General features: G+C 61.5%; 18 protein-coding genes. 10 read left to right on the top strand and 8 right to left on the bottom strand.

The window, feature by feature from the left end; all coding sequences use genetic code 11:
* Positions 1 to 67: 67 nt before the first annotated feature.
* From J3E64_RS14640 to J3E64_RS14625, 4 genes are all read right to left on the bottom strand, one after another.
* Positions 68 to 1393 (bottom strand): amidohydrolase family protein, encoded by a 1326-nt coding sequence (locus tag J3E64_RS14640; RefSeq protein ID WP_192667260.1) that lies wholly within the window; start codon positions 1391 to 1393, stop codon positions 68 to 70.
* A 195-nt stretch (positions 1394 to 1588) separates the two neighbouring features.
* The gene (locus J3E64_RS14635; protein WP_253343764.1) at positions 1589 to 2761 is read right to left on the bottom strand and encodes a thiolase family protein; all 1173 of its coding nucleotides are present in this window, start codon (positions 2759 to 2761) and stop codon (positions 1589 to 1591) included.
* Between the two features lie 111 nt (positions 2762 to 2872).
* Positions 2873 to 3892 (bottom strand): aldo/keto reductase, encoded by a 1020-nt coding sequence (locus J3E64_RS14630; protein ID WP_253343763.1) that lies wholly within the window; start codon positions 3890 to 3892, stop codon positions 2873 to 2875.
* A gap of 86 nt (positions 3893 to 3978) precedes the next feature.
* A complete protein-coding gene (locus tag J3E64_RS14625) occupies positions 3979 to 4914 on the bottom strand; it encodes an NAD-dependent epimerase/dehydratase family protein (RefSeq protein WP_253343762.1) in 936 nt (311 codons plus the stop codon).
* Between the two features lie 92 nt (positions 4915 to 5006).
* On the opposite strand from J3E64_RS14625, the gene J3E64_RS20705 reads away from it, so the two are divergent.
* Together J3E64_RS20705 and J3E64_RS14620 are read left to right on the top strand one after the other, a co-directional pair.
* A complete protein-coding gene (locus tag J3E64_RS20705) occupies positions 5007 to 5138 on the top strand; it encodes a hypothetical protein (protein ID WP_301287299.1) in 132 nt (43 codons plus the stop codon).
* 217 nt (positions 5139 to 5355) lie between these two features.
* Complete coding sequence (locus tag J3E64_RS14620; protein ID WP_253343761.1) at positions 5356 to 6552, top strand: acetyl-CoA C-acetyltransferase; 1197 nt, start codon at positions 5356 to 5358, stop codon at positions 6550 to 6552.
* Positions 6553 to 6583: 31 nt separating this feature from the next.
* Here the strand turns inward: J3E64_RS14620 and J3E64_RS14615 are convergent, their stop codons facing one another.
* On the bottom strand, positions 6584 to 7471 hold the full coding sequence (locus J3E64_RS14615) for an enoyl-CoA hydratase-related protein (protein WP_253343760.1): 888 nt from the start codon (positions 7469 to 7471) through the stop codon (positions 6584 to 6586).
* Between the two features lie 444 nt (positions 7472 to 7915).
* On the opposite strand from J3E64_RS14615, the gene J3E64_RS14610 reads away from it, so the two are divergent.
* On the top strand, positions 7916 to 8596 hold the full coding sequence (locus J3E64_RS14610) for an SDR family NAD(P)-dependent oxidoreductase (protein WP_253343759.1): 681 nt from the start codon (positions 7916 to 7918) through the stop codon (positions 8594 to 8596).
* A 640-nt stretch (positions 8597 to 9236) separates the two neighbouring features.
* Here J3E64_RS14610 and J3E64_RS14605 read toward each other — a convergent pair.
* Entirely contained in the window at positions 9237 to 9647 is a 411-nt protein-coding gene (locus J3E64_RS14605) for a Fur family transcriptional regulator (RefSeq protein WP_253343758.1), read from the bottom strand.
* Between the two features lie 472 nt (positions 9648 to 10119).
* Positions 10120 to 12243, bottom strand: a complete 2124-nt coding sequence (locus J3E64_RS14600) for a TonB-dependent receptor (RefSeq protein ID WP_253343756.1) — start codon at positions 12241 to 12243, stop codon at positions 10120 to 10122.
* 551 nt (positions 12244 to 12794) lie between these two features.
* Between J3E64_RS14600 and J3E64_RS14595 the strand changes: the two genes are divergently transcribed.
* Positions 12795 to 13094, top strand: a complete 300-nt coding sequence (locus J3E64_RS14595) for a Plug domain-containing protein (RefSeq protein WP_253343755.1) — start codon at positions 12795 to 12797, stop codon at positions 13092 to 13094.
* A gap of 305 nt (positions 13095 to 13399) precedes the next feature.
* Positions 13400 to 14125, top strand: coding sequence for a class I SAM-dependent methyltransferase (locus J3E64_RS14590; RefSeq protein ID WP_253343754.1), 726 nt, complete (start codon positions 13400 to 13402; stop codon positions 14123 to 14125).
* A gap of 72 nt (positions 14126 to 14197) precedes the next feature.
* Here the strand turns inward: J3E64_RS14590 and J3E64_RS14585 are convergent, their stop codons facing one another.
* The gene (locus J3E64_RS14585; RefSeq protein ID WP_253343753.1) at positions 14198 to 14593 is read right to left on the bottom strand and encodes a MerC domain-containing protein; all 396 of its coding nucleotides are present in this window, start codon (positions 14591 to 14593) and stop codon (positions 14198 to 14200) included.
* Positions 14594 to 14678: 85 nt separating this feature from the next.
* Between J3E64_RS14585 and J3E64_RS14580 the strand changes: the two genes are divergently transcribed.
* The 5 genes from J3E64_RS14580 to J3E64_RS14560 all read left to right on the top strand — a co-directional run bounded on the left by J3E64_RS14580 (position 14679) and on the right by J3E64_RS14560 (position 21414).
* Positions 14679 to 15902 (top strand): GTP-binding protein, encoded by a 1224-nt coding sequence (locus J3E64_RS14580; protein ID WP_253343752.1) that lies wholly within the window; start codon positions 14679 to 14681, stop codon positions 15900 to 15902.
* A complete protein-coding gene (locus J3E64_RS14575; protein WP_253343750.1) occupies positions 15899 to 16495 on the top strand; it encodes a DUF1826 domain-containing protein in 597 nt (198 codons plus the stop codon). Before J3E64_RS14580 ends, J3E64_RS14575 begins: the two co-directional genes overlap by 4 nt.
* A gap of 74 nt (positions 16496 to 16569) precedes the next feature.
* The gene (locus tag J3E64_RS14570; protein ID WP_253343749.1) at positions 16570 to 18624 is read left to right on the top strand and encodes a S46 family peptidase; all 2055 of its coding nucleotides are present in this window, start codon (positions 16570 to 16572) and stop codon (positions 18622 to 18624) included.
* 1 nt (position 18625) lies between these two features.
* Positions 18626 to 19450, top strand: a complete 825-nt coding sequence (locus tag J3E64_RS14565) for a class I SAM-dependent methyltransferase (protein WP_253343747.1) — start codon at positions 18626 to 18628, stop codon at positions 19448 to 19450.
* A gap of 134 nt (positions 19451 to 19584) precedes the next feature.
* Positions 19585 to 21414 carry a CocE/NonD family hydrolase gene (locus J3E64_RS14560; RefSeq protein ID WP_253343832.1) on the top strand — a complete coding sequence of 610 codons (1830 nt, stop codon included), beginning with the start codon at positions 19585 to 19587 and terminating at the stop codon, positions 21412 to 21414.
* Positions 21415 to 21431: the final 17 nt, after the last annotated feature.

Raw genomic sequence — 21431 nt, 5'->3', positions numbered from 1 at the left:
GATGGCCGAAACGCACGATGCCCCCGAATGTGATTCGGGGGCATCCATCGTTCATTTTCGAGAAGTCTCAGGCCTTCTCCAGCTCGCCGTCGGCCTTTGCGACGTCGCCGAACATCTGGAGGATGTCGCCGGACGTGACGGGGCGAGGTTCGACGCCGGGAGCAAGCGGCGCCGGACCGCCGAAGGACTGCGGCGTCACATCGACATTCGCAGCCATTGCCCGCAGCGCGCCCACCGTGCAATTCTCGCGACCGCCCAGCTTGCCGAAGGCGTCATAGTCGAAGAAGCGCAATGCGTTTTCATGCGTGATCTTGTCGATCTGGCTGTCCGGCAGATGCTTGATCGTCTCGTACAGCCGCTCGGGCGCTTCCGGCCAGAGGCAATCGGAATGCGGATAGTCGCACTCGTAGGAAATATTGTTCTCACCGATCCAGTCGACATTATGCAGGCCGAATTCGTCGTCGATGAAGCAGGTCATGAAGTGCTTGCGGAACAGCTCGCTCGGCTTCATGCCGCCAAAGCTGGAATGCGTCCACGCACCATGCTGCTGGAAGGTGAAGTCGGCACGCTCCAGGAAGTAGGGGATCCAGCCGATCCCGCCCTCCGACAGGCAGACCTTGAGATTATAGTCGCGGATCGCCTTCAGGTTCAGCCAGTCGGCGGCGGAGTTCGCGATCGCGATCGGCATGGTCACGATCCAGGCCTCGATCGGCGATTCATCGGATGCGTGCGGCGCGGGGGAACCGCTGCCGATATGATTGCTGATGACGACATTATTGTCGGCCAGCGCCTTCCACATCGGATTGTAGACTGCGTTGTGAATGCTGGGCAGGCCGTGATAGGTCGGGTTGTCGCACATGCTGATAGTGCGCGCGCCCTTCTTCGCGGTGCGCTCGATTTCCTTCGCCGCTTCCTCGGGGTTCCAGAAGGGCACGATCGCGCACGGAATGTTGCGGCCCGGATGCGCGCCGCACCATTCGTCGATATGCCAGTCATTATAGGCCTGCAGCATGCGCAGGCCCTCGGCCGGATCGGCGAACTGCATGAAGCGGCTGCCGTCGAAGCCCACGACCGAAGGGAAGTTGATCGACGACAAAATGCCGTTGACGTTCATGTCATCGATGCGATGGTCGATATTATAGGCGCCACCGCGCATCTGCTCGAGAGCGGCAGGTTCGCAGCCATATTCTTCCTTGGGACGACCGACGACGGCGTTAAGGCCAATCGCCCCGGCGCGCTTGCCGTCGAAAATCCAGAAGTCCGCGCCATTGGCGTCCTTGCTCATCCGCGGCGCCCGTGCCTGCCATTCGGACGGCAGGTGGTTCTTAAACAGGTCGCCCGGCTCGACGATATGATCGTCGACGCTCACCATCACCATGTCTTCAAGTTTCATAGCATGACTCCTTTCGCATCTCTCAAAACTTACAATATGTAAGTGAGTGGAGGCTTGCAAGCGATTTCGCGGTCTTGAGCGGGTTCAATCCGCGACATGGGCGTTGGCTTTTCCGAAAGGATCGTCATCCCCGGCTCCGCGGGGTCCGATCTCTTCGACGTCGCCTCTGGCGTTACGGCCAGGCAGAAAGGCCGGTCAGACTTCGATGAGGACCGCGCCGCCCTGGCCGCCGCCCGCGCACATCGCGGCTACGCCAAGACCGCCCCCGCGCCGCTTCAGATCATGGATCAGGGTCGTCAGCATGCGGCCGCCCGACGCGGCAATCGGGTGACCGATGGAGCAGCCGCTGCCGGATATGTTCACGATGTCCTCGGATATGCCCAGCATGCGGCAGGCAGCCAACGGGACGGCGGCGAAGGCCTCGTTTATTTCCCAAAGGGCGATGTCGCTCGTGGAGCGTCCCGTGCGTTCGAGAAGCTTTTGGATCGTCGTCACCGCAGCCAGGCCGAAATCGCTCGGCTTGCCGCCTTTGGCGGTCCAGCCGAGAATCCTGGCGATGGGAGAGAGACCCTCGCCCCTGGCGAAGTCGGCGCTGCTGACGGTCAGAGCGGCAGCCCCGTCGTTCACGCCGCTGGCATTGCCGGCGGTGATCGAAAAGCCCTCGATCTCCGGGTGCAGCACTTTCAGCGTCGCCAGCTTCTCCGCCGTGCTGTCGCGCCGCGGATGCTCGTCGACCTCGAAAATCTTGTAGGTGCCGTCCATTTGCAGGGCCTGGATCGGGACGATCTCGTCCCGGAAATTCCCTGCGTCGATGGCCGCTATGGCCCGCTGGTGCGAGCGCAAGGCCCACGCATCCATGTCCTCGCGGCTCAAATTGGCCGCCTTGGCCGTGTTCCAGCCGACGGAGATCGACATGTCCCGGTTCGGCGCTTCTTCCGAATCGGGGTGGGTCGGCGGCATCCAATCCTGTTCCACTTCCTCGGTTCCAGGTATGCGACGGCTCATTACGGGGCCGGTGGAAATCGATTGAACGCCGCCCGCCACGATCAGCCGCTCCATGCCCGAGAGAACCTGCCCGGCCGCGAAACCCACCGCGGTCAGGCCGCCGGCGCAGTGACGGTTGAGCGCCACGCCGCCAGCCTGAAACAAACCCAGCTCCACCGCGGCATGGCGCGCCAGTGCGCCGCCGCCGTAGAGGGATTCGGCGAAGATCACGTCATCCAGAAGGGAAGGGTCGATGCCTGCGCGGTCGATAGAGGCCTTGAGGATCGTCGAGGCGAGTGCCTCTCCGCTGGTATTGGCGAGCGAACCCTTGCGCGCGGTGGCAATCGCGGTGCGGGCGGCGCTGAGGATGACGGCTGACGACATGAAGGCCTCACTATATCTGGGAAAATCGAGGGAAGATGAAATGGCGCCATTGGCCACCGGGGATCGTGCGCAGGCTTGCGCGCGCACGTGGCGGAGAAATGCCGCTGTCTGTCAGCCTGTCGCCTCCAGTGCGGGGTCGGCATCGAACTGAGCCAGAAAAGAGTGAGGATAGGGCGCATTGATCGTGGACACAGCGTCCAGCCGCGCGCGCTCCTCAACCGTGAGAACAAGATCCGAAGCCTCCAGATTCTGCTTCATCTGGTCTTCGTTGGAAAAGCCGATGATGACGGTCGAAACCGCGGGCGCGTCGGCCAGCCACGCAAGGGCTACCGCGGCCGGGGGCACGCCGCGATCGTCCGCGATCTGCCGCACGATATCGACGATGTCGTAACCACGTTCCTCATCGAAGGAGACGACCCTGACGGCGCTGACGCGGCCGTTGCCGCCGGTCGGATCCGTCCGGCTATATTTGCCGGACAGGAAACCGCCGGCCAGCGGGCTCCACACCATCGTGCCGATACCTGCATCCAGCGCGAAGGGCACATAGTCATGTTCAAGCTCACGGCCGAGCAGGGAATAATACATCTGCCCGGCGACAAAGGGTGCCCATCCGTTCGCCTTTTGAAGCGTGACCGCCTTCGCCGCGAGCCAGGCCGGCCAATTGGAAAAGCCGATATAGCGGACCTTGCCTGCTTGAACGGCGCGGTCCAGCGCCGACAGCGTCTCTTCAAGCGGCGTCAGCGGATCAGTGCGATGACAGAGCAACAGATCGACATGATCGGTGCCCAGCCGCTCAAGGCTTGCATCCAGCGACTGGCTGACGTGCCGGGCCGACAATCCGACGTCGTCCAGTCGTCCGCTCATCCGCATGCCGACTTTGGTGACGACGATGGCCTCGTTCCTGCGTCTGCCCAGTGCCGCCCCGAGAATGCGTTCGGACTCGCCGCCATGATAGAAATTCGCCGTGTCGAACAGGTTGACTCCGGCATCCAGCGCCTTGTGGATGAGGCGGTCCGATTCCGAAGAGTCGAGCCGGGCTAGGGCGGCGGCCATGCCCGACCCCATCGTCATCGTGCCAAAGGCCATGCGCGACACGATCAGGCCGCTGTTTCCCAAACGCGCATAACGCACCGACTTTTCTCCCATAGCGAACTTATGCGGCTGACTTAGCTATTGCCGGTCGCTTTTTCAGCACCAATGGCATCAGCCATATGATATCATGCGGAGGCCGATGGGGGGCACCATGCCTGGTTCATCCGCTCGCGATAGGCGGGATTGACGACTTCCGTCAGGATATCGAGCCTGTCGGGGCTGGGCGTCCAGCCAAGCTCGCGCCGGGCGCGGGGCGAACGGGAGCGGCTGCACACTCCGAATGCGATCAATGCCGTGAACTTGTCCCAAATCTCGATGGCCTCCGACAAGGAGACGCTGCGGGTCGGAACACCCAGATGGCGACCGATCGCTTCGGCCATGGATCGATAATTCTCTTCGCCGGACACGCAATGGTAGAGCGCGCCACTTACGCCTTTCTCCAGCGCCAGCATGAACAGGTCGGCCAGATCATCGACATGGACGTTGGAGTACAGGTTCAACCCGGCGCCGAGATAACAGACCGCGCCGGTCCTCGCGACGGAGCTGTAGAGATGCTCGATCGTGCGGCATCCGCCATTGCCCCACATGAGGGGCGGCCGCACGACCATGGCCCGCACGCCCCGCTCCGCGAAGCCGCGAACCATCAACTCGGTGTCGAGACGTGCGCCGATATATTTGGACGGCACGAACGGATCGTCTTCGGCGAAACTGTCCTCGCTCCAGTCGCCATCGGTCCTCTGCGAGATCAGGCCGGTGCCGGAGGTGAAGATGAAGGTCTTGCCGGTCCCCTCCATCCGGGAGAGAACCGCGTTTGCAGCAGCAAATTCCTCTTCCAGCATGAGCTGGGCGATGAAGATGACGGCATCGACGCGGTCGATCAGGGGCACAATAGACGAAAGGTCGATCAGGTCGCCCGACGCCGGCTCTATGCCTGCGGCGCGCAGCTTCGCCGCGCTGGACACGCTACGGGCCATACCCAGGACTTCATGCCCGCGCGCCCTGGCCGCCGCGGCGACATGGCTGCCTAGATATCCGGTGGCGCCGCAAACAAGCAGTTTCATCGTCATGCCTTAAGCTGTCACTTGCGCAATCGGGCCGAGGTTTGCACCAGCGCCCGACATGCGATCCAAGTCGTTAGCGGTAGAGTTTCACGGTGACGCCCGCCGTCCTGAACGGATTTGCGGTCGTGCGATGGCTCACTGGCGCGATACTGCGCCACATGTCGGGCCGAACGCCATGGGCGCCCCGGCAGTATCAGATGGGCGATGAAGCGCGCTTCGTCTGACATCGTTCTTGAGTCTTGGCCGGGGTGCGGCGCCGATGGTCAGGGCGGTCGCGCACGGTCGCGCGGATTTGCACCTGCCCGTCATGTCATCGACTATGTGATCATGTGACGGCGCGCAGGCCGTTTTGGCGCCGAGCATGTATGGAGGGGCCGGCGAGCGGATCGCACGGCGCGTCAGCGCCTCGTCCCTTCTCGCGGGTTTCAGGAGATCACAGATTTGAGACGCGCGGCAATTGTTTCCCCCTTGCGAACGGCCGTCGGCGGCTTTGGCGGCGCGTTGCGGGCGCTCAAGATGGAGGATTTGGGCACCATCATTATCAAGGCGCTGGTGGAGCGGACCGGCATCGATCCCGCGCGGATCGATGACGTGATATTCGGTCATGCCTATGGCAGTGGCGAGGCGCCCGCTCTGGGCCGCTGGTGCGCGCTCAATGCCGGCTTGCCGATCAGCGTCGCGGGGATGGAGATGGAGCGACGCTGCGGCAGTGGAATGATGGCCATCTCCACGGCCGCGATGATGGTTCAGACGGGCGCGGCCGACGTCGTCATCGCCGGCGGTGCGGAGTCGATGAGCAATTGCGAATTCTATTCGACGACGCAGCGCTGGGGCTCTCGGCTGGGTAGCGTCACGTTGCATGACCGGCTGGAGCGTGGGCGCGTCCGCTCCCAGCCGGAATGGCGCTTCGGCGTGATCCAGAGCATGATGGAAACGGCGGACAATCTGGCGGCGGATTACGGCATCAGTCGCGAGGAGGCGGATGCCTATGCCCTGCGGAGCCAGCAGCGCGCCGCCGCGGCCTGGGGCAGCGGCGCGTTCGCGAACGAACTCGTCCCGGTGCCCGTGCCGCAGCGTAAGGGCGATCCGATCCTTTTTGACCGCGACGAAGGCATCCGAGCCGATTCCAGCATGGAAGGCCTGGCAAAACTGCGTCCGGTCCATGCCGGCGGGGTTACGACAGCGGGCAACAGCAGCCAGCAAAACGACGCGGCTTCCGCTTGCCTGGTCGTCGCGGAGGACCTGCTGGATGAGTTGCAACTTGTGCCGAGCGCCTTTTTCGTCAACTGGGCGGTCGCCGGATGCGAGCCTTCGCGGATGGGTATCGGTCCGGTCCCAGCGACGGAGAAGCTATTCCGCAAAACAGGCTTGTCGTTGGACCAGATGGATATCGTCGAAGTCAACGAAGCCTTCGCTGCCCAGGTTCTCGCCGTCCTGCGCGCCTGGCAATGGCGGGACGACGACAGGCTGAACGTCAATGGCGGCGGCATATCCCTGGGCCATCCTATCGGTGCGACGGGGGGGCGGATATTGGCCACGATGCTGAACGAACTGGATCGCCGCAAAGGCCGCTATGCGTTGCAAACCATGTGCATCGGCGGCGGCCAGGGTATCGCCGCGTTGTTCGAGCGGCCCTGAGTCCCGGTCCCGGCGGGCGCGGCTGGATCAGCTATTTGCCGGTATAGATCGGGGCCCGCTTTTCAACCGCGGCCGCGACGGCTTCATACTGGTCATCGGTCTGCTGCACGATGGCCTGCATCGCGGCCGCCATCTCCAGCGCGGAGGGGAGGTCCAGTTTGGCGGATTCGCGCAGCAGGCGCGTGTTCAGCCGGATAGAGTGCGCGGGATGGCAGGTAATCCGGGCGGCCAGCGCGCGTGCTTCTTCGATCAGATTTTCGTGGGCCACGACGCGGAGAACCAGTCCTAGCTCGAGCGCCAGATGGGCGTCGATCGTCTCGCCGGTCAGAGTCAGTTCCGCGGCGCGCTGCCGGCCGATCGCGCGGGTGAGAAACCATGCGCCGCCCGCAGCAGAGGTTAGGCCCAGCTTGATGAAGCTCTCCGCGAACTTCGCCTTTTCCGACGCGATGCGCAGGGTGCACATGGTCGCGAAGTCCATGCCTGCGCCCATGGCAGCGCCATTCACCGCAGCGATGATAGGTACTTCCAGATCATGGATCGCCCGGGCGATCGTTTGCACGCCCGTCAGGTAAGTGCGTCTAATCTCCGCCGCGTTGCCAGCAAAATGGCTCGTCCGCGCGTACATATCCTTCAGATTGCCACCAGCGCAAAATACACTTCCTGCAGCCGTCAGGATGGCGCATTTGATCCCGATGTCGGCATTGATATCGCTGCATGCAGCGACGATCTGACGCGCCAGGGCAGGGCTCAGCGCGTTGCGGGTCTTGGGATCGTCGATCGTCAGGATGGCAAGAGGCCCATCCTTTTCGACCTGCAGTACAACCGGATCTTGATTTAGAGGTGACGTCATGTTCGTCCTAAGGTCATAAGCTTTTCGCGGGATTTCGCTGCTTTTGGCGAGGGAGACAGATCGTGCCAAAACAGCTTTGACACTGAGTGTTGGGAACCATGGCGGCGTTTCCTATTCTGGAAGGTAGCCCGCCTAGGCCTGCCTCAAGATCACCTATGGTATCGACATCCGACAATGTCCTCATTTCTGTCTCAATGTACGCTCTTACGCGTGCACATTACCCTATATTTCCGGCGAGTTGCGAGCTTCGTCCACTGGCGAAAACATCCTTCACTGAATCCATCAAGGATGTGCGCCTTCCGACCAAAACACTTTGGCAATTGCTAAAAACCCCTATCGAGGGTGCATTTCGACACTGCGCGCGTAACACGCCGGATATTAAAGATGCTGAATGATCTTTGTTTGGTATATGTAAATGAGATTTAATATTAAACATGTGAATGGTTCCATGTATTATATCTTAGAACCGTGCGTATTTGTTGAAATATATTTCGGTATAAATAGGTGGAGTATATGGCTAACATCATTGTTTCTGGCGGTGCTGGTGCATTAGGCGCAGCAGTTTTTCGCAGACTTGTCAGCAATGGCAATCAGGTCATCGTTGTCGATCTTGCACCTGTATCCCATTATGGTTCTGCGGCGATTGGAGGGGTGGATCTGGCTGATGAGCGGGCCGTAGCTCTAGCCTATGCAGACGCCACCACGCGTTTGGGATCGGTCGATGGTTTGGTCAACTTGACCGGTGGCTTCATTTGGCAGCCTTTGGTTGGCGGATCTGTTGAAGCGTGGGATCGTATGTACCGCATCAATCTGCGGACCACGGTGCTGTCGTGCCGCGCTGCTTTGGAACATATGAAAGGGAAAAGGGGGGCGATCGTCAATGTTGGCGCCGCCGGGGCTGCGAATCCGTCGGCTGGAATGGCGCCTTATGGTGCTTCAAAAGCCGGCGTGCTGGCGTTGACAGAAAGCTTGGCTGACGAGCTGAGGGCGCGTCGGATCCGCGTCAACGCAGTGATGCCCACGATCATCGACACACCTGCGAACAGGCGAGATATGCCGGGTGCTGACACAACAGATTGGGTGCAGCCTGATGACGTTGCAACTGTGATCGCCTTTCTCCTCTCCGATCAAGCCGCTGCCATATCTGGTTCAAGCATCAAGCTCACCATGGGCTCGGACGAAAAGGCTGTGTGAACTGATGGGGTGGATGTCCCGGAACGATACTACGCCATGCTGGACGACAAACCCATGGCCGCGTCATTTAAATCAAATGGCCTGCGGCAATACCGGGGCGGCTCACCCAAATCAGGCCCCATCATCCGCAATTGCAGGCAATCAAGGGCATCCACTGACAATCGGTGAATGCCCATAAAGGACCGGAAATCAGGAATTTCTCAACTGCTGGCAGACGTCGCCAGACCGAGCCGGAATCGAACTCGCACCAGTTCCGTGTTTATTTTCAAATATATGTTGGAAATCAAATGTGCAAACGGGCCCCCAAAAAAGCCCCAGTTCGTTCTTGCTGGAATCGGGAATCACATTGAATTTCCAGTTACTTATCACAATGCTCGACATATTGGAACGGACAATGAACATGGTTGGGTTGTCCGGACCAAAAAGGGAACCGTCCCCCTCCGACGTCTGGCTTGCTCATCGTCAGATATTGCGCTGCTGTCTATTCGTTGCTTCGCAAATGACATTGCGGAATGTTTGGTTCGGAGCACTTATGACAAACTGGTTGCCGTCCGATTGGCTTCCTATTACGGCCAAGTCCTGTCGTTCATTTTGTGAGCGATCAACCTTCGTTTCCCTCAGAAGCCGGCGCCTGATCGGATCAGTCCTCCGATCGGCACTGTAGGCAGTTTCCCACGAGTTCCAAGGCTACGCGATCCATTGCGAAGTGGTGCGCATTGGCGAAATTTTCGATCTGCCGCTTGAGCGTCGGCTCAGCCATTGACTGCAGCGCGCCGCAACTTTTGCATATCATCATAACATCACAAACTTCGTCCATTGCCGCATATGCTGATAATGTCTCGACTCGTCTTACTTTATCTCGACTGATCAGGCGCGCCAGAGTGCGGTATGCCTGCGTCGCCGTAAATTTATGCCCCGAAGCCGATAGCAGGTCGGCAATCTGGTAGGCGCTCAGAGCAGTCGCCGAAGCCTGAAGGCTTGCCAGTACAAGTGCATCAATGTCTGCCGGATTGCGCTTCTCGCGGGGATATGCCGATACGCTCATGGTCATGGTCAGACCTCCCCGTGCAGCCTGGCATGCGTCTTAAGATGCTGATCCTGACCGCGCCACGCGCTACCATGGTTCAGCGGCCCGCGAGGAGGATTGCCCGGCGATCTTCCCTTGATCGCGTCTAGTCCAATTATGCCGGCGGTTCTCGAATTTGCTGGCGTCCCTACCGCAATACAACACCTGTCTATGGATAGCGGACTCATTTTCCTGACCTGCAAGCTGCCCCCGCGCAACGGCCAACCAAAGCTTGTGACCATGAAAAACCTCATAAAATAGATATGTTGTAACATTACTCCTTCATAATGAATTTAAGCAAGAAAGAGTTCCCGGCTCAATTGTCTTCTCATCTCTTAGGTGCCGTGGAGACTGGTCGTGACGCGGCGGTCCCCTCTTCAACTGCCGCCCGCGTCACGCCTGCCACAGGCGCTGCCATTGCGTCCCGCCGCAGTTTCCCCCGGCGGGACATAAGGCGTCAAAAGCTGACGCGGGCGGTCACGCGGATGTCACGTCCCGACAATGGCGCAAAGTCCTTCAGGAAAGAAGCATGGCGGCGGGCAACGACGTCGAATATGTTGTTCGCCGACAGCGCGAAGCTGAGAGGACGCTCGGTACCCCAGGGACGGTAGTTGACCTCTGCATTGACGAGGGTGAAGCCCTTCGTCTCCGTCTCGAAGTCGGACACCCGCTTCTGGTCGTCGGTCCATTCGACCTCACCGCGCACATCCACCTTGGAACTGGTGACGCCAAGACCGCCCAGCAGGCGAAGCGGCGGAATGCGCGGCGCGGGGCCTTCGCCGACGATCTGCGCGTGAACATAGTCGCCCAGCGCGTCGGCGACGAGCTTCATCTCGCCGAATGTGGCGAGGGTGACTGACCCTTGCGCCTCGAACCCGTAATAGCGCGCCTTGGCCTGGCTGAACTGATAGACGGGCAGACCATCCTCTTCTTCGCCGGTCAGCCCTTCATAGATGAAGTTGGAAAACCAGTTATGATAGGCCGAGGCCTCGAAACTGTAATTGTCGCCCTTCCCGCGCAGGACGGCTTCCAGACCCCATGCGCGTTCGGTCTTGAAATTGGGATTGCCGACCTCGAACGCCTGCGTCCCGGCATGCGGACCGTTGGCGAACAGCTCTTCTGCTGAAGGCGCGCGTTCGGAACGGGAGAGATTGACGCCCAGGCGCCACTCGGGGATGAAGCCATAGGACGCGCCGCCCGAGAAGGAGAAGGTGTCGAAGGTCCGCTTGCCGGAAAAGAACTGATCCTGTTCCTCAAGCGGCAATGCCTGCAATTCGCTATGCTCATAGCGCCCGCCCGCTTCCAGCTTGACCGCGCCATAGTCGAGCGTCTGAAGTGTGAAGGCGCCGAACTGCTGCGTATCATTTTTCGGCAGGAAGGCTTCTTCACCGACCACATTGAAGTTCCGCGAATAATATTGGACGCCACTTGCGCCCTGCCAGGGGCCATGATCGGCCTGCACCAGTTCGATGCGGCCTTCCATACCCTTGTTGTAGAAGGCGGTGCCGACTTCTCCGCTCTCTTCCAGTTCGAAATGCCTATAGTCCGCATAGCTGGCGCGCGCGCGAATGGCCTTGAGGAAGCCGCTGCCGGTCTCCACTTCGGCGCGCAGATCCAGTCGATCCTGCGCGAGATCGAGGCGAGGGGCCTCCTGCTCCTGACCGGGGCGGGTCGCATAGCGCACAGGCACGCCATAGAGGCTGTCATAATGGCTGTAGGATACGCCCAGATTGCCGGTCTCGGTAATCAGGGCCGCACCAACGCCAGCGGTCCAGGTCTTGGACTGGCTGTTGGGCAGCTTGCCCCGGATCGCCGCATTGCCGGCAAAGTCGATGGCTTCCTCGCCTTCTTCCGGATCTTCCGCGGGAAGCTGGCTGGATGCCAGTGCTTCCGCGCGGGCGCTGGGCGACAGGGCGTAGCCACCGATGCGCATATTGTCCGATTGCAGATAGCTGCCGTCGGCGTGGACGACGAACTTGTCACCCAGCGGCACATCGACCGAACCGGCGCCGCTGCGCTCGTCGGCTGCGCTGCCATAGGTGGCAATCGCGTCGACATGGACGGGCTCGTCGGGCACGCTGCGGGGGATACGCTTGTCGATGACATTGACCACGCCACCGATCGCCGACGCACCGAAGAGCAGCGACTGGGGACCACGCAGCACCTCGATACGTTCGGCGAGCAATGGATTGACCACGGGCGCGTGATCGACGCTGGTGTTGGACACGTCGATGGAACCTATGCCATCGACAAGGACGCGCACGCGCTCCCCCTGAAGTCCGCGCAAGACCGGGCGGGACGCACTGGGGCCAAAGGAGGTCGCGGACACGCCGGGGGTATGCTGGAGGGTTTCGCCGATCGACGGGCGTATCGCCTGGGTAAGGTCGCTGCCCTGAAGCACCGACGCGCCCGAAAGGATGTCAGAACGATCACGCTGGAACGGCGCAGTGACGATGATATTGGAAGGCGTCTGTTCGTGCGGTGCGGCTTTCTCAGCCCCCTCATCTTCCGCCAGAGCGGGATGGCTGAGCGTCAAGACCGCGATGGCTGAACAGGTCGATAGAAGCAAACTGATGCGCATGGGGTACCCTTTTTGTGATCCGACCCTCGGATCCTCTCCTGAATGCGCTCTTGGCGCTTTCCCCTGTCGCCGCTCTCTTATGCGCCTTTATCGCGCGATACAATATATCATAAACAGTTCATGTCAAAATATTGCCGAGTGTGTGCTAGCCGCGTTACTCCTCAACCATAGCCTGCTTGCCGTGCTCACGCCCCGCAGGCGTGATGGTTTCCTGTTATGCTCCGGCCTGCCTGGTCACCGGCCACGCCAGTAAGTTTGATGTTCGCAATAATTCCGTTCTCGCTCAGGCACGAGCCGTGGTCGCCTTTCCTTTATCCGGTGGCGCTGTTTCATGGGAAATTTCGGTGAAATCGACCGCTTGTTGGTAACGACGTGTCAAAGTTGGTCGGGCGGTCAGGGCCTCGCCGCCATGCGTGGCTGCCGCAGAAACATTATGTAACTATATGGAAATGTTGTATTATTGCGGACGACATTCTTCAGTTCCAGGCTTGTGTAATGATATGATATTACGTATCAGGTCGGCATCCCAGAACATGATCAGGGGACATGCCGTGAGAAATCACCTTCACCATCTGTGCGCCGTATCGATCATTGCGATCACCCCCGGCATCGCCATTGCCCAAGTGGGCGGGCATGGTCAGCGTGACATCGTCGTCACCGCTGCTCCCTTGGGTCAGAAGGCGGATGAGACCGCTACGCCGGTCGTGACCCTCACGGGGGAAGAGTTGATCCACCGCCGCGCCGCGACATTGGGCGAGACGCTGGCCGGTCAGCCGGGGATCAATTTCGAAAATTTCGGCGGCGGCGCCGGCCGTCCGATCATTCGCGGCCAATCCTCGCCCCGCGTGTAGGTGCTGAGCGACAGCGCCAATGTGCAGGATGCCTCGGTCATCTCGCCTGACCATAATGTCACAGGCGAACCACTGCTGCTGCGCGGAATCGAAGTGCTGCGCGGTCCGGCGACCCTGCTCTATGGCAGCGGCGCAATCGACGGCGCGGTCAACCTGCTGGACGAAAAGGTGCCGATCTTCGTTCCGGAAGGGGGGATCACCGGCGCAGCGGAAGGGCGGCTGGGTACAGGCGACGACGAGCGCAGCCTGGTGGCAGGACGGATGGAACAGCGCGGCGACCGTCCGCGCTGTTCCGCCATATCGAGGTGCTCCAGGGCGATCGGCCCTGGGGCGCTTTCCTCGACGCGGGGACGGGCACCAATTCGATCCGCTGGGTGTCGGGGCTCGCGACCGAGCGCTGGGTCGCCGTCACCGGCGCGACTGGTGACGCCGTCCAGGAGCGTGACGCATCTGATCGCGTTCGCCGAGCCCAGGACAGGATCATCGTTGGTAATTGGGCCGACCCGACGCTGCTGGCAGGCGAGAGTTTCGATACCATTCTGGCCGACTATCTGATCGGGGCGGTTGAGGGCTTCGCGCCCTATTTTCAGGAACGGTTGTTCGCCCGGCTACGGACATTGACGCGCGGACGGCTCTATCTGGTCGGTCTTGAACCCTATGTTGCTGAGAGAGTGGAGACGGCGGATGGCCAGATCCTGTGTGACATCGGACGATGGCGCGACGCCGTGCTGCTGCACGCGGGCGAGCGACCCTACCGCGAATTTCCGATGGAATGGGTGCTGGAACAGATGACGGCATCAGGGTTTCGCGTCGTCAGCGCGCATCGTTTCCCCATCCGTTATCAACAGCGATTTGTGAACAGCCAGATCGACATGTGTGCGTCGCGGCTTTCCAGGCTTGAGGATCGGGCGCTGGCCGCAGCGCTCCACGCGCGCGGCGAAGCCTTGCGACAGGGTGCTTTGGCCTTCATCGCGCGCGAAGGCGGGCTGCGCCATGGGTTCGACTATGTCATCGCGGCCGAGACAGGCTGATCGATTCACTGAAAATATTGTGATCAGGGGTGCGCCTGACTGAAACCCCGGTGAGAACGCTGTTCAGGCACCTCAGCTCCGGATTTGGCCTGCAAGGCGCAACTTATGCCAGTTCAGCGCATGACCGATCGCCAGCAATAGCACGCCAGGGACCGTGAGCGCCGTTTCCATCCATTGCGATGGTGCTGCGAGTGCGCCGATTGCCATCAGAGCAAGCCCGGGCAGGGCGATGAGCAGGGGATTGGCACCCCGATGACGTCGATACCCGGCGGACAGCGCCAGCAGGCTGACCGGGGCAGCGAAAACCAGCGCCCAGACATGGAAGGAATCCGGTACGACCATATAGGCCGCCAAGGCGGGTAACAGCATGATCAGCAGCGGCAGGGCCAGACAATGGATAAGACAGATAAAGGATGCGCCGATCGCCAGCCCGTCAAAAAGCTGCTGCCTGGAGGATAAGGCCTTCATGACATTCTCCGATCGACGCTGGACAGGCGTCGCGTATATCTTTATCGGATATGATATACCGTAACATAAAGGTCAAGGGTAGAATATGGCTTCCGCTGACAATCGGCTCCCGGTCACCGTGCTGTCCGGCTTTCTGGGCGCGGGCAAGACAACGACGCTCAATCATATTCTCGCCAATCGCGAGGGGCGGCGCGTGGCCGTGATCGTCAATGACATGTCGGAGGTCAATATCGACGCCGATCTCGTGCGCGGTGGTGACGCGGCGCTGGCGCGTAGCGAGGAGACCTTGGTCGAGATGACCAATGGCTGCATCTGCTGCACATTGCGCGATGACCTTCTGAAGGAAGTGCGTGCGCTCGCCGAGGCGGGCCGGTTCGATGCGCTGGTGATTGAGAGCACAGGCATTTCCGAGCCGCTGCCGGTGGCGACGACCTTTTCCTTCCGGGACGAGGATGGCAATTGCCTGGGCGATGTCGCGCGGCTCGACACGATGGTCACGGTGGTCGATGCGCTCAACCTGCTCGCTGACTATTCGAGCCAGGATTTTCTCGCCGACCGTGGCGAGAGCCTGGGCGAGGACGATACCCGCAGCCTGGTCGGCTTGCTGGTCGAGCAGATCGAGTTTGCCGACGTGGTCGTCATCAACAAGGCGAGCGCCGTGTCGCCGGAGCAGCTTGCCATCGTCAAGAAGCTCGTCGCCTCGCTCAATGCCGACGCGCGGATCGTGACCTGCGATCAGGGCAAGGTGCCGCTTGACGCCATGCTCGACACCGGCCTGTTCGACGAAGAAAAGGCCGCGCAGCATCCGCTCTGGGCCAAGGAGCTTTACGGCTATGCCAGCCATCAGCCCGAAACCGAGGAATATGGGATCGAGAGCTTCGTCTATCGCGCCCGCCAGCCCTTCGATCCGGCGAAGCTCCATGCCTTCCTGACCGATGGCGGGCTCGACAATGTGGTGCGCGCCAAGGGGCATTTCTGGATCGCGACGCGGCCTGACTGGGTCGGCGAACTGGCGGTCGCCGGGGCGCAGACGATGACGGCGCGCATGGGGCGCTGGTGGGCCTCAATACCCAAGAACCACTGGCCCGACGATGATCGCTTCGAGCGCTTCGTTTCGGAGCATTGGGACGGGACCTGGGGCGACCGGCGGCAGGAGCTGGTGTTCATCGGCATCGGCATGGACGAAACGCGCATCCGCGCCCGGCTCGGCGCCTGTCTGCTCCCGGTCACACGCTTCACGCCGGACATGTGGACGGGCCTGCGCGATCCTTTCCCAAGCTGGGAGCCGCAGATGGAGGCAGCGGAATGACCATTTTGGCAGCGCGCAGCGATGCGATGGTAGAGGACGACAACGCCAATATCCTGGCACGGATATGGGAGCCGGACGTGCATCTGGCGCTTTGGCGGCGATCGCTGTCCGACAGCCTGGCGCCGCTCGCCTTGCTTGATTGGGAACAGATTGACGATATCGATGAGCCAGTGTCGCGCGAGACAGTGGCAGCGGACCTCCCTGCTTATCTTGAGGCAGCGGGCTATGCGGGCTTGACGCAAGCGCTGGCAAACGAGCTGGTGCCGCTGTGCGCGCGTTTCGCCGCCATCATGGATTGCTCCCAGATGAAATTGCGGCTGGAGGTCGTCGAAACCGATGCATGCCGCAAATTTCATGCCGACAATGTTTCCGCGCGTCTGTTGATGCCTCTGGTGGGCCCGGGCACCCAATGGGTTCATACTGGCGATGACGACATTGTTCAGGCGCTGCAACCGGGTGAGGTCGGGCTGTTCAAGGGCTGGAAATGGACCGAGGCACCGCGCATTCTCCACCGGTCGCCGCCTGTCGCGGCAACCGGTGAGACCCGCCTGCTTTTCGCGCTGAGCCCGGTCGAACGACAGGACGACGCCTGACGGCACTTTTTGCTCGACCTTCGATCATCAACGCACAACTATCCCAAGATCAGATTCAGACCGGAGGCAGGTGCATGACGTCCCTTCACATATTGGCGCGGTCTTGCGCTATCATTGCGCTCGCGGCCATGGCCGCCGCTCCCGCCGCTGCGGAGGAGGGAATGTGGACCTTCGACGCCTTTCCCACCAAGGCCATGCGCGACAGCTATGGCTGGGCGCCCGATCAGGCCTGGCTGGACCATGTTCGAAAATCGGCGGTTCGCCTGACGGGTGGCTGCTCGGCAAGCTTCGTTTCAGGCGCGGGACTGATCCTCACCAATCACCATTGCGTCGCCAGTTGCTTATTCGACAACAGCAGCGCCGAGGCCGATCTGCTCGACAAGGGTTTCATCGCGGCGCGGCGCGAGGATGAAAAGTCGTGTCCGGGCCAGCAGGCGGAAATCGTAACCGCCATCGCCGATGTCACCGGAACTGTGCAGGGAGCCTATGAGGGCATGACGGGCGAAGCGCTGACGCGCGCGCGCGACGCGGCCATCGCCAAGATAGAAGCCGATGGCTGCCCGGATCGCAAGACGATGCGGTGCCAGGTCGTGACCCTGTTCGGCGGCGGGCAATATAAGCTCTACACCTATCGCAAATATTCCGACGTGCGGCTGGTATGGGCGCCGGAGGATCGGGCAGCGACTTTTGGCGGCGACCCCGACAATTTCAACTTTCCCCGCTATTCGCTCGATGCCAGTTTCCTGCGGGCCTATGAAAACGGCAAGCCGGTCGTGCCGTCCGATCATCTCACATGGAGCCCGCGCGCGCCCAAGCAGGATGAGCTGACCTTCGTTGTCGGCAATCCGGGATCGACGGCGCGGCTGTGGACGCAAAGCCAGTTCGCCTTTGAGCGCGAAGTGCGCCTGCCGATCACGGTGGCTATCCTGTCCGAACTGCGCGGGCGGCTGATCGCCGCGATGGAAGCCAGCCCGGAACGACAGCGCGAAGGCCTCGACATGCTGAACGGCATCGAAAATTCGCTCAAAGTCTATATTGGCCGGACCAAGGCGCTCAATGACCCCGACTTTACCGGAAGGCTTGCCAAGGCGGAAGCGGACCTCCGCCAGCGCAGCGGCGGCAATGCGGCGATTGGCGACCCATGGGCGGATGTGAGTGCGGCGGTGCAGGCCTATCGCCCGCTCTATCTTCCCTATCGGTTCATAACGCCATCTAGCGATCTTTATGGTTATGCCGAGGCTCTGGTCATGGCGGCAAAGGAAAAGGCCAAGCCCAACGAAGAGCGCCTGCCAGGCTATACCGACAGCGCGCTGCCGTTGCTGGAAAAGCAGATATTGGACAAGCGCCCGCTCTATCCCTGGCTGGAAAAGCTGCAATTGTCCTGGAGCCTGTCCAAGGCGCGCGAATATCTGGGCGTGGACGATGCGGACACGCAGTTGCTGCTGGGCAAGGAAAGTCCCGAACAACTGGCCGAGCGGCTGGTGTCGAAGACGCGCCTGGCCGATCCCGACTATCGTCGCCAGCTATGGGAAGGCGGGTTGCAGGCGATTGAGGCGTCAAAGGATCCGCTGATCCAATATGCCCTCAAGCTCGAACCGCGCCAGCGCGCTCTCAAGCGCCAGGTGGACGAAAATTATCAGGGGCCGCTGACGGCTGCCGGCGGCAAGCTCGCCGAGGCGCGCTTTGCGGCCTATGGCAACGCGCTCTACCCTGACGCGACCTTCACTCTGCGGATCAGCTATGGTCAGGTGAAAGGCTGGACCGAACGGGGGAAGGCCGTGCCCTATGCCACGACTATGGGCGGTACATTCGACCGCGCGACCGGGAACGCACCGTTCGACCTGCCGACCGCCTTCGCCGCCAACCGCAAGGCGATCGATCCCGCCACGACCTATGATTTCGTGACCACCAACGACATTATCGGCGGGAATTCGGGCAGTCCCGTCATCGACCGCGGCGGTGCGGTGATCGGCGCGGCCTTTGACGGCAACATCCATTCGCTGGGCGGCAATTATGGATATGATCCGGTGTTGAACCGCACCGTGGTCGTGTCGGCCGATGCGGTGCAGGAGGCGCTGGAAAAACTCTATCCCGCGCCCGCTCTGGTCGCTGAACTCAAGGCGCGCTGAGGTGACGCAACCCATTCAAACCGCTGCCTATTGGGACGAGACGGCGGATGCCTACATCGTGGGCGCGGAACCGTTCACCGCACAATTTTGCCGCGATGCCGTGGCGCTGGCCGAGATCGAAACGGGCATGTCCCTGCTTGATATCGCGACGGGGCCCGGCGCGCTGGCGCTCGCCGCAGCAGCAGAAGGCGCGCAGGTGACCGCCATCGATTTTTCCGCGACGATGATTGATCGGCTCGCTGGCCGGTCTGATGGACTTGCCATTACGGCGCGGCAGATGAACGGTCAGGCGCTCGATCTGCCCTCAGACTCGTTTGACCGCGTCTGCTCGGTATTCGGTGTGCCGCTTTTTCCCGATTGGCGAGCGGGCCTTGCCGAAATGGCGCGCGTGCTGCGCCCCGGCGGCCTCGCCGTCCTTGGGGTAGCGGCTAATCCCTATGGATTTGGTCCGAACCAGCTATTGGCGCAGGCGCGGCTGGCCCTATGGCCAGACATTGCGATCGACATGGATATGCCTGGCATGATGGCGCTGCATGAGGGCGATTGCATTATTGCCGCGTGCGAAGCAGCAGGGCTGGCGCACGTCACGCTGCACAGCCGGACCCATGACATCGTGCTGCCAGCGGGCATATTGACCCATGACAGCGCGATGATCGGGTCAAACCCTTTGATCGCCGGGCTGAGCGAAGGCGAGCGCCGCGCCGTCATCGCGCAGGCGCAAACCATGCTGGGTCCTTGGCGCGATGGCGATCTCATCCGCATGCCGGGGACGGCGCATCTGGCGGTCGCGACCAAGCCGGGCAATAAGGGGCGAGAAGCCGCATAAGATGGCGCATCGTGACGGAAGGACAGCAAAAGATGATGCATAACAACAGTTTGAAAGTTTCCTTTCGTCACCGCTTGGCCGGCGCACTATGCCTGTCCCTTTGCGGATGGGTACTGGGGGGCGCCGCAGCGCCGATGCAGCGGCCGCCATTGACCGACACGATGATGAACGAGCAGGTCAAGGCCTATGACTGGGTTCGCCCGCAGGCCGACTATGTGCGCAAAGTGGTGATGATCCCGATGCGCGACGGGAAGAAGCTCTACACCGTCATCGTGTATCGCAAGGGCGTGAGCGATGCGCCGATCCTGCTGAGCCGCACGCCCTATAATGCCGACAAATCGACCAGCCGCAACCGCAGCCAGAAGATCGAGGAGATCCTGCCCGTAATGGACGCGGAGTTCGTCAATGACGGCTATATCCGGGTCTATCAGGACGTGCGTGGCCTCGACGGGTCGGAGGGCGATTATGTCATGAACCGCCCGCTGCGCGGCCCGCTCAACCCGACCAAGGTCGATCACGCCACCGACGCCTATGACACGATCGACTGGCTGGTGAAGAATGTGAAGGAGAGCAACGGGAAGGTCGGCATAACCGGCTCCTCCTATCTCGGCTTCACGTCGCTCATGGCGTTGATCGACCCGCATCCGGCGCTCAAGGCCGCGGTGCCGCAAAGCCCGATGGTCGACGGGTGGATGGGCGACGACTGGTTCCACAACGGCGCGTTCCGCACCTTCGGCTTCGACTATGACCTGGGCCAGACGGTGAAGAAGGGGGGCGGGGCGGTCCCCAAGGGGACGGGCGACGAATATAGCGCCTATCTGGACGCGGGTTCGGCGGCAGATTATGCCCGCGCATACGGCCTGCTGGACCTGCCGGTGGTGCGCAAGGTGCTGGAGCATCCCAGCTATGACGCATGGTGGCAGGGGCAGGCGGTCGACAAGCTGCTGGAGAAGAGAAAGCTGACGGTTCCGACCATGCTGGTCGTCGGCCAGTGGGACCAGGAAGACAGCTATGGCGCCCCGGCTGTCTACCGGGCGCTGGAAAAGCAGGACGCGGCCAATGACATGGTCAGCCTCGTCATCGGCCCCTGGCGGCATAGCCAGGTTAATTATGAAGCCCGCGCCCTTGGCCCGTTGCAATGGGAAGGCGACACGGGGCTGCAGTTCCGCACGCGGTACATGAAGCCTTTTCTGGACTGCCATCTCAAATCCAATCCGCCGCCATGCACTACTCCTCCCGTGCTGACCTATGCGACCGGCGCAAATCAGTGGGAGGTGTCGCAGCAATGGCCGGCGGGCACGCCGACGCCGCTTTACCTCGGCGGCAATTTCGGCCTGTCCTGGACCAAGCCGGAAACGGGCAGCGACAGCTATGTCTCCGACCCCGCCAAGCCCGTGCCGATGCTGCCCCGCCCGGTCCATATGCAGGGGGATGAATGGCGCACCTGGCTGGTGCACGATCAGCGTTTCGTCGACGGGCGTCCGGACGTGCTGAGCTACACGACCGGGGTGCTCGACAAGCCGGTGCACATCAAGGGCGCGCCCAAGGTGGACCTGCGGGCCGCAACGACCGGTCGCGACAGCGATTTCGTCGTGAAGCTGATCGACGTCTATCCGCAGGAGAATGCGGCCAACCCCGTTATGGCGGGCTACCAGCTTGGCATCGGCATCGAGATTTTCCGCGGTCGCTATGTCCACGGCTTCTCCACCCCCGCGCCGCTGGAGCCGGGCAAGACCTATGCCTTCCAATGGTCGCTGCCCAATGTCGATCATGTGTTCCTGCCGGGTCACAAGATCATGGTGCAGGTGCAGTCGAGCCTGTTCCCGCTCTATGACCGCAATCCGCAAAGCTGGGTGGATTCGATCATGGAGGCCAAGCCCGCCGATTATGTGAAGGCGACCGAGACGATCCACAGGGGCGGCGATGCGGCCAGCGCGGTCTGGCTGCCGATCGTCCAGGATTAGCGGCGGCGCTTAAGCCC

The sequence above is a fragment of the Sphingobium sp. OAS761 genome (assembly GCF_024168485.1).
GTDB lineage: Bacteria > Pseudomonadota > Alphaproteobacteria > Sphingomonadales > Sphingomonadaceae > Sphingobium.
The sequence above is the reverse complement of the archived record's forward strand: the minus strand, read 5'-3'. Positions and strand labels throughout refer to the sequence as shown.